The organism is Yokenella regensburgei ATCC 49455 (assembly GCF_000735455.1).
Lineage (GTDB): Bacteria > Pseudomonadota > Gammaproteobacteria > Enterobacterales > Enterobacteriaceae > Yokenella > Yokenella regensburgei.
On record NZ_JMPS01000064.1, the window covers coordinates 56318 to 68970 of the forward strand.

The window sequence follows — 12653 nt, forward strand, 5'->3', positions numbered from 1 at the left end:
CTCCGGCGGGCTTAATCTTTCACTTAGTCTTTCACTACCCCAAAACGAATCGCGTATTTCTGCACTTTGTACTGCAAGGTGGTGCGTGAGATATTCAGACTTCTGGCCGCTGCCGCAATATTTCCCTGAAAACTATCCAGCGCGGACTCTATCAGCCCTTTTTCAAACTGCGCGACCCGTTGTTCAAGCGAACCATGAAACGCTTCGGTGGAGGCGGCAGAGGGGAGCGGTGCCGGGGAAGCATGGCTTTGCAGGTCGAGGCCTTCCTCCTCAAAAATGATTTTCGCCAGCATACCGTCCTGCTCCTGCATGATCATGCTGCGCACGATAGCATTTTCCAGCATTCGGACGTTGCCAGGCCAGTCGTGGGACATCAGCGTTAACCGGGCACTTTCGCTCAGGCCAAAGATATCCTGAGCCACGTCATTGCGGTATTTATCGATGAAGTAGTTGGCCAGCAGGGGAATATCTTCCGGGCGCTTGCTCAAGGGCGGCAGGGTCAGCATCCCGACGCTCAGGCGATAGAACAGGTCTGCGCGCATTTTCCCCTGATTAATCAGCTCCACCGGAGCTTCGTTTAGCGCGGCGATAATCCGCACATCGGAGCGCTGCTGCTGTTGCCCGCCGAGCTTCCAGAACGTTTTATCCTGCAGGAAGCGCAGCAGCTTGCTTTGCATCTCAAGCGGCATGGCGTTCAGTTCGTCGAGGAACAAGGTGCCACCGTGGGCAAGCTCCAGATACCCCTGGCTGTTTTCCGCACCGGTATAGGCGCCGCGCACGGTACCAAAAAGGGTGCTTTCGATGAGCGTTGGCGGCAGTGCGCCGCAGTTCAGCGCGATGAAAGGTTTATCCGCGCGGGTGCTGTACTGGTGGATAAGCCGTGAAAAGAGCTCTTTGCCGGTGCCGGTTTCACCGACAATCATCACTGGGATCTGGCTCGTTGCCAGTCGTTTTCCCTTCTCGATACACTCCAGCATGAGCGGGCTTTCAGTGATAATCGCGGGGTGTTTATCACGATCGGTGGCATAAAGCAGGCGATTAAGTTCGACCACCTGCTCCTGCAGGCGCCTGACGCCGGACATATCGCGGCCAATTTCGATAACGCCAAGCATGTCGCCGCTACTCGAGTAGAGCGGTGCGGTGGTGTGCTGGTAGTCCACTGCCTGGCCTTTGGCGTTGTGGTAGATCTGGTAGTGGCCGATGTACTCCACGCCGCTTTTGAGCGATGAGAGCATGGTGCTTTGTGTCTCTTTCATTGCCGGGTAAACGTCCAGCATGTGTTTACCCAGCGCCTGTTCAATGCTGTACCCGTCGAGCTCCGCACTTTCCTGGTTGTAGTAAATATATTCCCCACGCGAGTTGATTACCGCCAGCGGCTGGTGAATCAAATCAAAAAAACGCGAAAACATCCGCAGCGCGTTATGCAGTTCGCTTTCCCTGGTCATACCGAATGCCTTTTTCTAATATCGATAACTTGATTTTATGTCGACGAAATTTCGTCACTGTGATGAAAATCTCACTTATCGACGAAAAAATAAAAAATATATTTTTGTTATGTTTTTGAATTAGTTGGTTTTTATATCTGGCATGCGGCTTGCAAAACCATTTGCAGAGAAAGGTTACTCCATCCTGTAAACCATTAAGCAGAGGGATTTATGTCAGATACCATAACCACAAACTATAACCAACTGCGCCAGCAGCTTGCCGATGATCGCCGTTTTCAGTTCCGCGATGAACATTTATGCTTTGAAGGCGTGGACCTGGACGCGCTGGCGCGCAAATATCCCACCCCGTTCTTTGTTTTTTCCGAACCAGAAATTGTACGTAACATCCGCGAAATTGAGCAGGCATTCGCCGCTCATGCCAATACTAAAACGTTTTTCGCCTCGAAAACCTGTTCCGTGATGGGGGTGCTGGCCGCCATTCGCGATGCCGGGATCTGCGCTGAAGCTAACTCACAGTTCGAAGTTCGCAAGTGTCTTGAGATTGGGTTTAGCGGTGACCAGATAGTATTTAACGGTGTAGTGAAGAAACCCGCTGACCTTGAGTACGCCATTGATAACGAGCTGTACCTCATCAACGTCGATAGCCTGTACGAGCTTGACCACATCGACCGAATTTCCCGCAAACTCAAAAAAGTCGCCAACGTCTGCGTTCGCGTAGAGCCAAATGTGCCATCTGCCACCCACGCCGAGCTGGTGACAGCGTTCCATGCGAAATCGGGGCTTGATCTTGAGCAGGCGGAAGAGACCTGCCGGCGGATCCTCGAGATGCCGTATGTGCATCTTCGTGGTTTACATATGCACGTGGGCGATCAGGTGCCTGAAGCAGAGCCGTTTGCCAAAGCGACTAAAGTGCTGGTTGATGAATCCCGCCGCCTGGAAGAGGTGCTGGGGATCAAGTTCGATCTGATCAACGTCGGCGGCGGTATTCCGGTGCCGTACAAATATGATGAGAAAAATGGCGACCCGCTGAAAGACAACATGTACGCCGGGATCACCGCGCAGGACTTTGCCGATGCGGTGATCGGTGAAGTGCACAAATGGCGCACCGACGTGCAGATCTGCATTGAACCGGGGCGCAAAGTCACCGGGTCTGCGGCGGTACTGCTGACCGAAGTGGCCTGCGAAAAACGCAAAACCAATTACGACGTCAACGGTAATGTTGAATGCCACGTGGAGTGGAAGTTTGTCGACGCGGGCTACAGCGTGCTGTCGGATAGCCAGCACTTCGACTGGTTCTTCTACGTTTATAACGCCTCACGTATCAGCGCTGCCCACGACGAGTACATCAAGCTTGCCGGTCCTCTGTGTGACGGCGGTGACTACTTCCATATGGGGGTGAAGGGCGAAGAGTTTTTACTGCCGCACCGCACCGCACCTGGCGATATCGTCGCGTTTCTCGATGCCGGGGCTTACTCCATTGAAAGCCAGACCGTCTACAACAACCGCCCGCGTACGGCGGTGGTGATGATTGATAACGCGGGCAACGATCGTCTGATCCGCCGTGAAGATACTTATCAGGACATGGTCGGTTACGACATCTACTAATAAAAAACGGGGGCAGTGATGCCCCCAATATGAAAACAGGAGAGAGCCATGAGCAATAATCAATCTGGCTTGCTTGGCATTAAAGACATCGTCTTTATGAATGTCATTGCGATTCTGAGTTTGCGGCAAATCCCCAACGTGGCGCCTTATGGTGCATCTGCCATGTTGCTGTGGGTTATTGCCGCGTTTTGTCTGTTTTTCCCTCTCGCGATGGTGTGTGGCGAGTTATCAACGGGATGGCCGAAGGACGGTGGTATTTTTGTCTGGATCAAAGAGGCGTTTGGTAAACGTATTGCCTGGATAGTGGTGGTCTGTTTTCTTTTTTCCTGCGTACTGTTTTTCCCTTTGATGCTGCAATTCGGCTTTACCGCGCTGGGCTATATGATTGGCGGCGGTCTTGCGGACAATAAAGCCTTTATCGGCATTGGGTCTGCCGCGATATTCTGGCTACTGACGCTGATGAACATTCGTGGTCTGGAGTGGACCAAAATTATTAACGGCGTCAGCGCCTGGTGCGGCGTCTTTATCCCTTCTGCCATTCTTATTCTGCTGGCCATTGTCTGGCTGTTGACCGGGCATAAAATGCAAACCGACTACACGACCGCCAGCAACTGGGTACCCGATCTCAGCCACTGGGACACGGTGGTGTTCCTCTCCAGTATGATGTTTGCCTTCGCTGGCCTTGAAGTGGCGCCGATGATTGCCGGTCGTACCCGTAACCCGCAGCGCGACTTCCCGCGGGCGATGGCGGTGTCGGCGGCGGTGATCGTTGGTATCTACATGGTTGGCACCTGGGCTCTGAACACGTTGCTGCCTGCCGGACAGACCGACATCGTGGCCGGGGTTATGCAGGCCATGCACGCCGCAGCGGATACTCTGCACATGCCGTGGCTTATTCCGGTAATGGCAATTTGCATGTTCTTTGGCGCGCTGGGGCAAATTAACTCCTGGCTGGTTGGCCCGATCTACATGCTGCAGGAGGCCTCAAGAGAAGATAATTTGCTGGGCGACCGTATTGCCCGCCTGCATCCGGTCTATAAAACGCCGGTGTTTGCGCTGGTAGTACAGGCGATTATCGTGACCATACTGTGCTTCTCCACCTTTATCTCGCCAAGCGTAGCTGCCGCCTACTGGATGCTGACTGCGCTCACCACAATTACCTATTTTATTCCTTATCTGGTGATGTTCCCGGCCTTCTGGCGACTGCGTGTTATCCAACCTGATACGCCAAGAAGTTTTAAAATTCCGGGTAAAGTACTGCCAGCGATATTGCCTGCGCTGGGCTTCCTCTCTATCGCGTTCGCCGTATTCCTGCTGTTCATTCCACCTTCACAAATTGATATGGGCGGATATTTCCAGTACGCCGGGAAAATCATCGGCGGGGCGCTGCTGGCGGTCATTCTGGCCGAATGGATTTTTCACCGTGCGCAAAAACGTAATGCGCGCCTCGGCATGGCTGGAGGTAAATAACCATGTATATGCCCGTTCTGGAAATTAACCTACGCAAGTTGCAGGACAACGCGCGTATTGAAAAAGCGCTGCTGGAGAACAGCGGCATTGAAGTGATGGCGGTTAACAAAGTCTTCGATGGCTGCGTGGAAACCGCGCAGGCGGTATTCGACGGAGGCATTGAGGTCATTGCGGAATCCCGTACCTATAACCTGAAAAAGATAAAAGCGATTGGCTGTACCACCTGCTTACTGCGAAGCCCCTGCCTGAGCGAGATTGAAGAGGTGGTGCGCTATGCCGACATCAGCCTCAACAGTGAGCCCGCCGTGCTGCGCGCGTTGTCGACGGAGGCACAACGGCAGGGAAAAACGCATCAGGTGTTGCTGATGGTTGATATGGGCGATTTGCGTGAGGGTATCTGGTACAGCGAGTATGACCGTCTGCTGTCGGTGGTGAAGCTGATTGATGAGCTGCCCGGGCTTGCGCTGTACGGTCTTGGCACCAACTTCAACTGCTACGGTACGGTGCTGCCGACGGTGAAAAATGGTGATGATTTCCGCGATATTGCGCGCCGCATCGAGCAGGAGAGCGGGGTGCGTATTCCTCGCCTGTCGGCCGGTAACTGCACCAGCTACCATCTGCTGGATAAAGGTATCTGGCCGCAGGGGCTGAATCATCTGCGGATCGGCGGCTTGCACGAATTCGGCATCGAATACGTGGAGATGAAGTACCTCGATGAATTCCATCACTCGCAAAAGCCTGTGGAAAAAGCCTGTTCAGATATGTACGTGCTGGAGGCGGAAATCATCGAACTCAACAGTAAGCCAACGGTGCCGGTAGGGGAGCTTGGGGTCGATGCCTTCCTGCAGAGCAAAACGTTTACCGACAACGGCGTTCGCCGCCGGGCGCTGTTGGCCTTTGGCCGCCAGGATGTGCCGGCGGAAAACTGCGTTCCTTGTGACGACAGCATCAGCGTGCTCGGACAAACCAGCGATCACACGCTGGTGGATATTGAAGACTGCCAGCAGTTGCTGAAACCGGGCGACGTTGTGCGCTTTGAGCTGGACTATACCGGGCTGCTGATGGCCTGTCAGACCAAAGGCGTGGCGATGCGCTTTATTCGTTAACACAGCACCCGCCTTCACGGGCGGGTATTTACTGAGTTGAATATAAGACAGGGAGTAACGATGAGCACCCTGCAGGAGATTTCCCCCGTGGAACACGGGACCGGACTACAACGCAATCTTAAAAAACGCCATCTGCTGATGATGTCGCTCGGTGGCACTATCGGCACGGGATTATTCATCGGTATTGCTGAACCCCTTTATTCCGTAGGGCCACTCGGAACGCTGCTGGCCTATCTGTTCGCCGGGGGCATTATGCTTGCCACCATGATGTGTCTGGGGGAGCTGTCCTGCGCGTTTCCACATTCCGGCTCTTTCCAGCATTACGCGCTGCTGTTTTTACCGCATCCGCTGTGGAGTTATACCATCGGCTGGCTTTACTGGCTGAGCTGGGTATTCTCGCTCGCCGCCGACCTTACCGCCGCCGGATTCATTGCCCACCACTTTTTCCCTGACGTGCCTGTTTATCTTTTCTGTCTGTTGATACTGCTGGCGCTAACCGCCGTTAATCTGTGCTCGGCGAGAAGTTTTGGCGAGTGCGAGTACTGGCTCTCGGCGATTAAAGTCTTTGCTATCGTGCTATTTATTGCCGTTGGCGGGGTGATGATTTTCACGCTGATGGGCAAGACTGGCTGGCAGCCAACGCTTAAAACTGAAACCGGGTGGTTCCCGCACGGCGGCTGGCAAATCCTGGTTTGTATGACCATCGTGATTTACTCGTTCCAGGGGGCTGAACTGGTGGGTAACGCGGCGGGAGAAACCGAGGCACCACACAAAGTCCTGCCAAAGGTGATTAAGGGCATTGGCGTGCGGATAATTCTTTTCTACGGGCTGGCGGTGGGCGTGCTGGCACTGGTCTATCCCTGGCAAATACGGCCTGACGGCAGCAGCCCGTTTGTCTGGGTGCTGAAGAACGCCGGAATACCTGGCGCGCAACTTCTTATGACGCTGGTGATTTTTTCTGCTGCCATTTCGGCGGCCAACTCGGCAATCTATGCCAGCTCGCGCATGCTGTGGTCGATGGCAGGAGACGGTTTTGCCCCGAAGCGTTTCGGAAATGTGAATCAGAACGGTGTGCCGGTCGCCGCGATCCTCGCCACCGGGCTGCTGGCGCTGGTGTCGTTGCTTACTCGCTACATCCCTGCTCAGCAGTTTTATCTTTATCTGATTGCCAGTACCGGGCAGGTGGGTTGTCTCGCGTGGATAACCATCGGCTGGTGTCAGTATCGTTTTCGCCGTGCCGTGGCGCGGGGAGACTATTCAGCATCGCTTATCCGCTATCGTTCACCGTTGTTTCCGTGGCTGGCATGGCTGGTGATTGTCAGCAATATCGCTATTATCTTTGGTACCTGGTTTAGTGAACAGGGGGTCATCATCATGCTGGTGGAACTGCTGCTAATGCTGGTAGTGGTTGCCTCCTGGTTTTGCTGCCATCCGGCGAAAGGTGAGGGCTGAAGGTTGCAACTCGGGCGCGGTTCCGGCAGAGTTTGCGCAATGATTTTTGATGGACAACGGTATGAAACGACTCATTGTAGGCATCTCAGGCGCCAGCGGCGCGATTTACGGCGTGCGCCTTTTGCAGGTGCTGCGTGACGTTGCCGGGGTGGAAAGCCATTTAATCATGAGTCAGGCCGCCCGCCAGACCTTATCGCTTGAGACAGATTTCTCTCTGCGTGAAGTGCAGGCGCTGGCCGATGTGGTACATGATGCCCGCGATATCGCCGCCTGCGTCTCTTCCGGTTCATTCAAAACGGCGGGGATGGCGATCCTGCCGTGCTCGGTCAAAACGCTTTCCGGGATTGTCCACAGCTACACCGACGGCCTGCTAACCCGCGCGGCGGACGTGGTGCTGAAGGAGCGTCGTCCGCTGGTGCTCTGCGTGCGGGAAACGCCGCTGCACCTTGGACACCTGCGCCTGATGACCCAGGCGGCGGAAATCGGTGCCATTATCATGCCGCCCGTTCCGGCGTTTTATCATCGCCCGCAGTCGCTGGACGATGTGATTAACCAGACGGTCAACCGCGTGCTTGACCAGTTCGATATCGAATTACCCGCCGATCTTTTTACCCGCTGGCAGGGTGCCTGATAGCGCACTAAAGTAGTGCAATCTTTTTTGCTTCGCCCCGCCCTGGGGCGATTTTGCAACCCCGATCAAATCCTCGACATTTAATTTGTTTTTTTGCGGTTTGTCGCTGCGGTTTATCTGCCAATGCTGTTATCTTTCCTTTTAGAGACAATATAGCAACTTTTTATTAACATATTTAACGTCGAACCTGCGCCTCCGCGTGAATATGGCATAAAACCTGCAAAGAATTGTCCGCAACACACAACAAGACATCTACTACATCACGACATCCTAAGGGTAATGTATGAAGAAGACGGTTCTGGCTCTCTCTTTGTTGGTTGGACTCAGCAGCGCTTCCAGCGTATTCGCCGCACTGCCGCAGACGGTTCGTATTGGTACTGACGCCACCTACGCACCATTCTCTTCTAAAGACGCGAAAGGGGATTTCGTCGGCTTTGATATCGATTTGGGCAACGAGATGTGCAAACGCATGCAGGTGAAATGTACCTGGGTGGGCAGCGATTTCGACTCCCTGATCCCATCGCTTAAGGCGAAGAAAATCGATGCCATCATCTCTTCGCTCTCCATTACCGAAAAGCGTCAGCAGGAGATCGCGTTCTCTGACAAGCTGTACGCAGCAGACTCCCGCCTGATTGCAGCCAAAGGTTCGCCGATTAAGCCGACTCTTGATTCGCTGAAAGGCAAGCACGTGGGTGTGCTGCAGGGCTCTACCCAGGAAGCTTATGCCAATGAAAACTGGCGTACTAAAGGCATCGACGTGGTGGCCTACCAGAACCAGGATCTGATCTACTCCGATCTGGCTGCCGGTCGTCTGGATGCGGCATTCCAGGACGAAGTGGCCGCAAGCGAAGGGTTCCTCAAGCAGCCTGCCGGGAAAGATTTCGCTTTTGCCGGTCCTTCCGTTAAAGATAAAAAATACTTTGGTGATGGCACCGGTGTTGGCCTGCGTAAGAGCGATACCGAGCTGAAAGCCGCCTTCGACAAAGCGCTGGGTGAACTGCGTAAAGACGGCACCTATGACAAGATGGCGAAGAAGTATTTCGACTTTAACGTTTACGGCGAATAAGTCACACACAGACTAAGGTTATTAATGGGATGTCATGCACCAGAATGAGGCTCTGTTTTGGTGCATGACTGCCGTGATTGCATTATTCCGGTGCAGGTCATGATTTTTTTGTCTTGAAGTGAATAGTTAAGCATTTCTGATGCAAAAAAATATGTCCGCAAGGGCAGAAAAATGGCACGATATCCGGCTGTGCATTTGCTGACTTCCCCCGTTAGTACGACCGTCTGTTGAGGATAGATATGAAAAAACTGGCGTTTTCTCTTTCTTTGATGCTGGCACTTTCCAGTGTCTCTACCGTTTTCGCAGCAATCCCGCAAAAAATTCGTATTGGTACCGATCCGACTTATGCACCCTTCGAATCGAAGAATGCGCAGGGTCAGCTGGTGGGTTTTGATATCGATCTGGCGAAAGAGCTGTGCAAACGCATTAACACCCAGTGCACCTTTGTGGAAAACCCGCTTGATGCGCTGATCCCATCCCTTAAGGCACGCAAGATTGACGCGATTATGTCGTCGCTGTCGATTACCGAGAAGCGCCAGCAGGAAATTGCCTTTACCGACAAACTGTATGCCGCGGACTCCCGTCTGGTGGTGAAGAAGGGCAGTCCGGTGACGCCTGACCTCGCTACGCTTAAGGGTAAACGTGTTGGTGTGCTTCAGGGGACCACGCAGGAAACCTACGGCAATGAACACTGGGCGGCTCAGGGCGTCGAGATCGTCTCTTATCAGGGGCAGGATAATATCTATTCCGACCTGACTGCCGGGCGTATCGATGCGGCGTTCCAGGACGAAGTAGCGGCGAGTGAAGGCTTCCTCAAACAACCTATCGGGAAAGACTACGCCTTTGGCGGCCCGTCGATTAAAGACGTGAAGCTGTTTGGTGTGGGTACCGGTATGGGTCTGCGTAAAGAAGACAACGAGCTGCGCGAGGCGCTGAACAAAGCCTTTGCCTCGATGCGCGCTGACGGCACCTACGACAAGCTCGCGAAAAAAATACTTCGATTTTAATGTGTACGGCGACTAATCATCGCGCGTGAACCTTCGCGCCGCAGGGCGCGGAGGTGGAATTGAGATGGGGCAGACTGAATGCTGTACGGGTTCTCACAAGTCATTTTTCAGGGCGCCATCGTCACGCTGGAACTGGCAATCAGTTCTGTGCTGCTGGCTGTCATTATTGGTCTGGCAGGGGCCGGAGCGAAGCTCTCAAGCAATCGCCCGCTGGCGCTGCTGTTCGAAGCTTATACCACTCTGATTCGCGGTGTTCCGGATCTGGTGCTGATGCTGCTCATTTTCTACGGCTTACAGATTGCGCTAAACAGCGTGACGGATGCCTTAGGAATGGCGCAGTTCGACATCGACCCGATGATCGCCGGTATCATCACCCTCGGCTTTATCTACGGTGCTTATTTTACCGAAACCTTCCGCGGGGCATTCCTGGCGGTTCCGCACGGCCATATCGAGGCGGCAACGGCGTTCGGCTTCAACCATCGGCAGACCTTCCGCCGCATTATGTTCCCGGCGATGATGCGCTATGCGTTACCGGGGATTGGCAACAACTGGCAGGTTATTCTCAAAGCAACGGCGCTGGTGTCGCTGCTCGGGCTGGAAGATGTGGTGAAAGCCACGCAGCTCGCCGGCAAAAGCACGTGGGAGCCGTTCTACTTCGCGGTGGTTTGCGGGGTTATCTACCTGATATTTACGACGGTCTCTAACGGCGTGCTGCTGCTGCTCGAACGTCGCTATTCCGTAGGCGTGAAGAGGGCTGACCTGTGATAGAGATCATTCAGGAGTACTGGAAATCCCTGCTGTGGACCGACGGTTACCGTTTTACCGGCGTGGCGATCACCCTGTGGCTGCTTATCTCCTCGGTGGTGATGGGGGGCATTCTGGCCGTGTTTCTCGCCATTGCTCGAGTTTCCAGCAATAAGTTTATCAGCGGGCCGGTGTGGTTCTTTACCTACGTGTTTCGCGGTACGCCGCTTTACGTTCAGCTGCTGGTGTTTTATTCCGGTATGTACACCCTCGAAGTGGTGAAAGGCAATGAGCTGCTGAACGCCTTTTTCCGCAGCGGGCTGAACTGTACCGTGCTGGCGTTAACGTTGAACACCTGTGCTTATACCACTGAGATTTTCGCCGGGGCGATCCGCTCTGTACCGCATGGCGAAATTGAAGCGGGGCGGGCCTACGGTTTCTCAAGCTTTAAAATGTATCGCTGCATCATTCTGCCTTCCGCGCTGCGTATTGCGCTCCCTGCTTACAGCAACGAAGTTATTCTGATGCTGCACTCCACGGCGCTGGCTTTTACCGCCACGGTGCCGGATCTGCTGAAGATTGCGCGCGACATTAACTCGGCAACCTATCAGCCCTTTACCGCCTTTGGTATTGCGGCGGTGCTGTACCTGATTATTTCGTACCTGCTGATAAGTTTGTTCCGTAAAGCGGAAAGACGCTGGATGCAGCATGTCAAACCTTCTTCGACGCACTGAGAACACCATGTCTGAGAATAAATTAAACGTCATCGATCTGCACAAACGCTACGGCGAGCATGAGGTGTTGAAAGGGGTGACCCTGAAGGCCAGCGCCGGGGACGTTATTTCCATCATCGGCTCTTCCGGCTCGGGGAAAAGTACCTTCCTGCGCTGCATTAACTTCCTCGAAAAACCGAGCGCGGGCACCATCATGGTGAACGGCGAAAACATCGGCCTGGTGCGTGATAAAGACGGGCAGCTGAAGGTGGCGGATAAAAACCAGCTGCGGCTGCTGCGCACGCGACTGACGATGGTGTTCCAGCATTTCAACCTGTGGAGCCACATGACGGTGCTGGAAAACGTGATGGAAGCACCGATTCAGGTGCTGGGGCTTAGCAAGCAGGACGCGCGGGACAGGGCAGTCAAATACCTGGCGAAGGTCGGTATTGATGAGCGTCAGCAGAACAAATACCCGGTTCATCTCTCCGGCGGCCAGCAGCAGCGTGTCTCTATTGCTCGCGCATTAGCGATGGAGCCGGAAGTGCTGCTGTTTGATGAGCCAACCTCAGCGCTTGACCCGGAGCTGGTCGGGGAAGTTCTGCGTATCATGCAGAAACTCGCCGAAGAGGGTAAAACCATGGTGGTGGTCACCCACGAAATGGGCTTCGCCCGCCATGTTTCATCCCACGTTATTTTCCTCCATCAGGGGAAAATTGAGGAAGAAGGCCACCCGGATCAGCTGTTTGGCAACCCGCAAAGCCCGCGTCTACAGCAATTCCTTAAAGGGTCGCTGAAGTAATCCCCTCGTAGCCCGGCTTGCCGGGCTACGCTGTTTTACCGCGAGAAGCACGATTTTCAATTTGCTCTACGTAGTGCAGGATGGTTTTTACCTCCATCGAGGTGCGTAGCTGCAGCGCCAGATTCAGGCTATCAAGGGTTTCGGCGCTTGCGACCAGCGGTGAATCCACAGGTAGCCGCTTTTCACTCACCAGCCACTCGACAATTTTTCGCCAGCTCCAGAGCGGAGAGTTACCTTTCACCCGCTGCACCGGGCCTGGGAAGTTGCCGCTGCCACGAGCCCCATCCTTCAGTAATGCAACCGCCTGGCGGGAAAGACCGGTCAGTTCTGCAATATCGCTCAGCCCCACCAGGGTTGAATCAACTGACTCTACCCGAATCTGAAGCCCCGAGGATTCCACGTCATGGATTGCTGAGAGCACCGCATGCTGCAGCGAGTCGCTTTCCCGGTCAAATTCCAGATACACCGACGTACCGTAGAAATGCACCAGCGCATCGTCGCAGTGGTTGGCAAACAGTGCATCTTCAAGCCCTGGTGTGGTGGCGGTTACCCCAGAGAGCGTCAGAGTAAAATGATACAGTGGCATTCTTGTGCCTCCTTCAAGTGAGATAC

11 protein-coding genes and 1 pseudogene are annotated in these 12653 nt (G+C 54.1%); 10 read left to right on the forward strand and 2 right to left on the reverse strand.

From position 1 onward, the window contains the following. Positions 1 to 23 precede the first annotated feature (23 nt). The gene (locus GYRE_RS14665) at positions 24 to 1445 is read right to left on the reverse strand and encodes a sigma-54 interaction domain-containing protein (protein WP_006820990.1); all 1422 of its coding nucleotides are present in this window, start codon (positions 1443 to 1445) and stop codon (positions 24 to 26) included. 210 nt (positions 1446 to 1655) lie between these two features. On the opposite strand from GYRE_RS14665, the gene dokD reads away from it, so the two are divergent. The 10 genes and pseudogenes from dokD to hisP all read left to right on the forward strand — a co-directional run bounded on the left by dokD (position 1656) and on the right by hisP (position 12041). Next, positions 1656 to 3050, forward strand: a complete 1395-nt coding sequence (dokD, locus tag GYRE_RS14670; protein WP_038256237.1) for an ornithine/lysine decarboxylase DokD — start codon at positions 1656 to 1658, stop codon at positions 3048 to 3050. Between the two features lie 48 nt (positions 3051 to 3098). Beyond that, positions 3099 to 4520 carry an APC family permease gene (locus GYRE_RS14675; protein WP_038256239.1) on the forward strand — a complete coding sequence of 474 codons (1422 nt, stop codon included), beginning with the start codon at positions 3099 to 3101 and terminating at the stop codon, positions 4518 to 4520. Between the two features lie 2 nt (positions 4521 to 4522). Further along, on the forward strand, positions 4523 to 5626 hold the full coding sequence (locus GYRE_RS14680; protein WP_006820987.1) for an alanine/ornithine racemase family PLP-dependent enzyme: 1104 nt from the start codon (positions 4523 to 4525) through the stop codon (positions 5624 to 5626). A 60-nt stretch (positions 5627 to 5686) separates the two neighbouring features. Beyond that, the gene (locus GYRE_RS14685) at positions 5687 to 7078 is read left to right on the forward strand and encodes an amino acid permease (protein WP_038256242.1); all 1392 of its coding nucleotides are present in this window, start codon (positions 5687 to 5689) and stop codon (positions 7076 to 7078) included. Between the two features lie 61 nt (positions 7079 to 7139). After that, the gene (locus GYRE_RS14690; protein ID WP_038256391.1) at positions 7140 to 7709 is read left to right on the forward strand and encodes a UbiX family flavin prenyltransferase; all 570 of its coding nucleotides are present in this window, start codon (positions 7140 to 7142) and stop codon (positions 7707 to 7709) included. 283 nt (positions 7710 to 7992) lie between these two features. Then, the gene (argT, locus tag GYRE_RS14695; protein ID WP_006820984.1) at positions 7993 to 8775 is read left to right on the forward strand and encodes a lysine/arginine/ornithine ABC transporter substrate-binding protein ArgT; all 783 of its coding nucleotides are present in this window, start codon (positions 7993 to 7995) and stop codon (positions 8773 to 8775) included. Positions 8776 to 9014: 239 nt separating this feature from the next. Then, positions 9015 to 9798, forward strand: a pseudogene (gene hisJ, locus GYRE_RS14700) (histidine ABC transporter substrate-binding protein HisJ). A gap of 62 nt (positions 9799 to 9860) precedes the next feature. Then, positions 9861 to 10547, forward strand: coding sequence for a histidine ABC transporter permease HisQ (locus GYRE_RS14705; RefSeq protein ID WP_006820981.1), 687 nt, complete (start codon positions 9861 to 9863; stop codon positions 10545 to 10547). Then, positions 10544 to 11260: an ABC transporter permease gene (locus GYRE_RS14710; protein WP_006820980.1), complete on the forward strand. Its 717-nt coding sequence runs from the start codon at positions 10544 to 10546 to the stop codon at positions 11258 to 11260. The genes GYRE_RS14705 and GYRE_RS14710 overlap by 4 nt, the downstream gene beginning before the upstream one ends. Before the next feature lie 7 nt (positions 11261 to 11267). Beyond that, positions 11268 to 12041 carry a histidine ABC transporter ATP-binding protein HisP gene (gene hisP, locus GYRE_RS14715; RefSeq protein ID WP_006820979.1) on the forward strand — a complete coding sequence of 258 codons (774 nt, stop codon included), beginning with the start codon at positions 11268 to 11270 and terminating at the stop codon, positions 12039 to 12041. Between the two features lie 25 nt (positions 12042 to 12066). Here hisP and GYRE_RS14720 read toward each other — a convergent pair whose 3' ends face one another. Next, on the reverse strand, positions 12067 to 12627 hold the full coding sequence (locus GYRE_RS14720; protein WP_038256244.1) for a helix-turn-helix transcriptional regulator: 561 nt from the start codon (positions 12625 to 12627) through the stop codon (positions 12067 to 12069). Positions 12628 to 12653 lie beyond the last annotated feature (26 nt).

Coding starts and splice junctions, on each gene's coding strand:
- hisP (WP_006820979.1), top strand. CDS start 11,268: ATGTCTGAGAATAAATTAAACGTCATCGATCTGCACAAACGCTACGGC.
- GYRE_RS14685 (WP_038256242.1), top strand. CDS start 5,687: ATGAGCACCCTGCAGGAGATTTCCCCCGTGGAACACGGGACCGGACTA.
- GYRE_RS14720 (WP_038256244.1), bottom strand. CDS start 12,627: ATGCCACTGTATCATTTTACTCTGACGCTCTCTGGGGTAACCGCCACC.
- dokD (WP_038256237.1), top strand. CDS start 1,656: ATGTCAGATACCATAACCACAAACTATAACCAACTGCGCCAGCAGCTT.
- GYRE_RS14680 (WP_006820987.1), top strand. CDS start 4,523: ATGTATATGCCCGTTCTGGAAATTAACCTACGCAAGTTGCAGGACAAC.
- argT (WP_006820984.1), top strand. CDS start 7,993: ATGAAGAAGACGGTTCTGGCTCTCTCTTTGTTGGTTGGACTCAGCAGC.
- GYRE_RS14705 (WP_006820981.1), top strand. CDS start 9,861: ATGCTGTACGGGTTCTCACAAGTCATTTTTCAGGGCGCCATCGTCACG.
- GYRE_RS14675 (WP_038256239.1), top strand. CDS start 3,099: ATGAGCAATAATCAATCTGGCTTGCTTGGCATTAAAGACATCGTCTTT.
- GYRE_RS14690 (WP_038256391.1), top strand. CDS start 7,140: ATGAAACGACTCATTGTAGGCATCTCAGGCGCCAGCGGCGCGATTTAC.
- GYRE_RS14665 (WP_006820990.1), bottom strand. CDS start 1,445: ATGACCAGGGAAAGCGAACTGCATAACGCGCTGCGGATGTTTTCGCGT.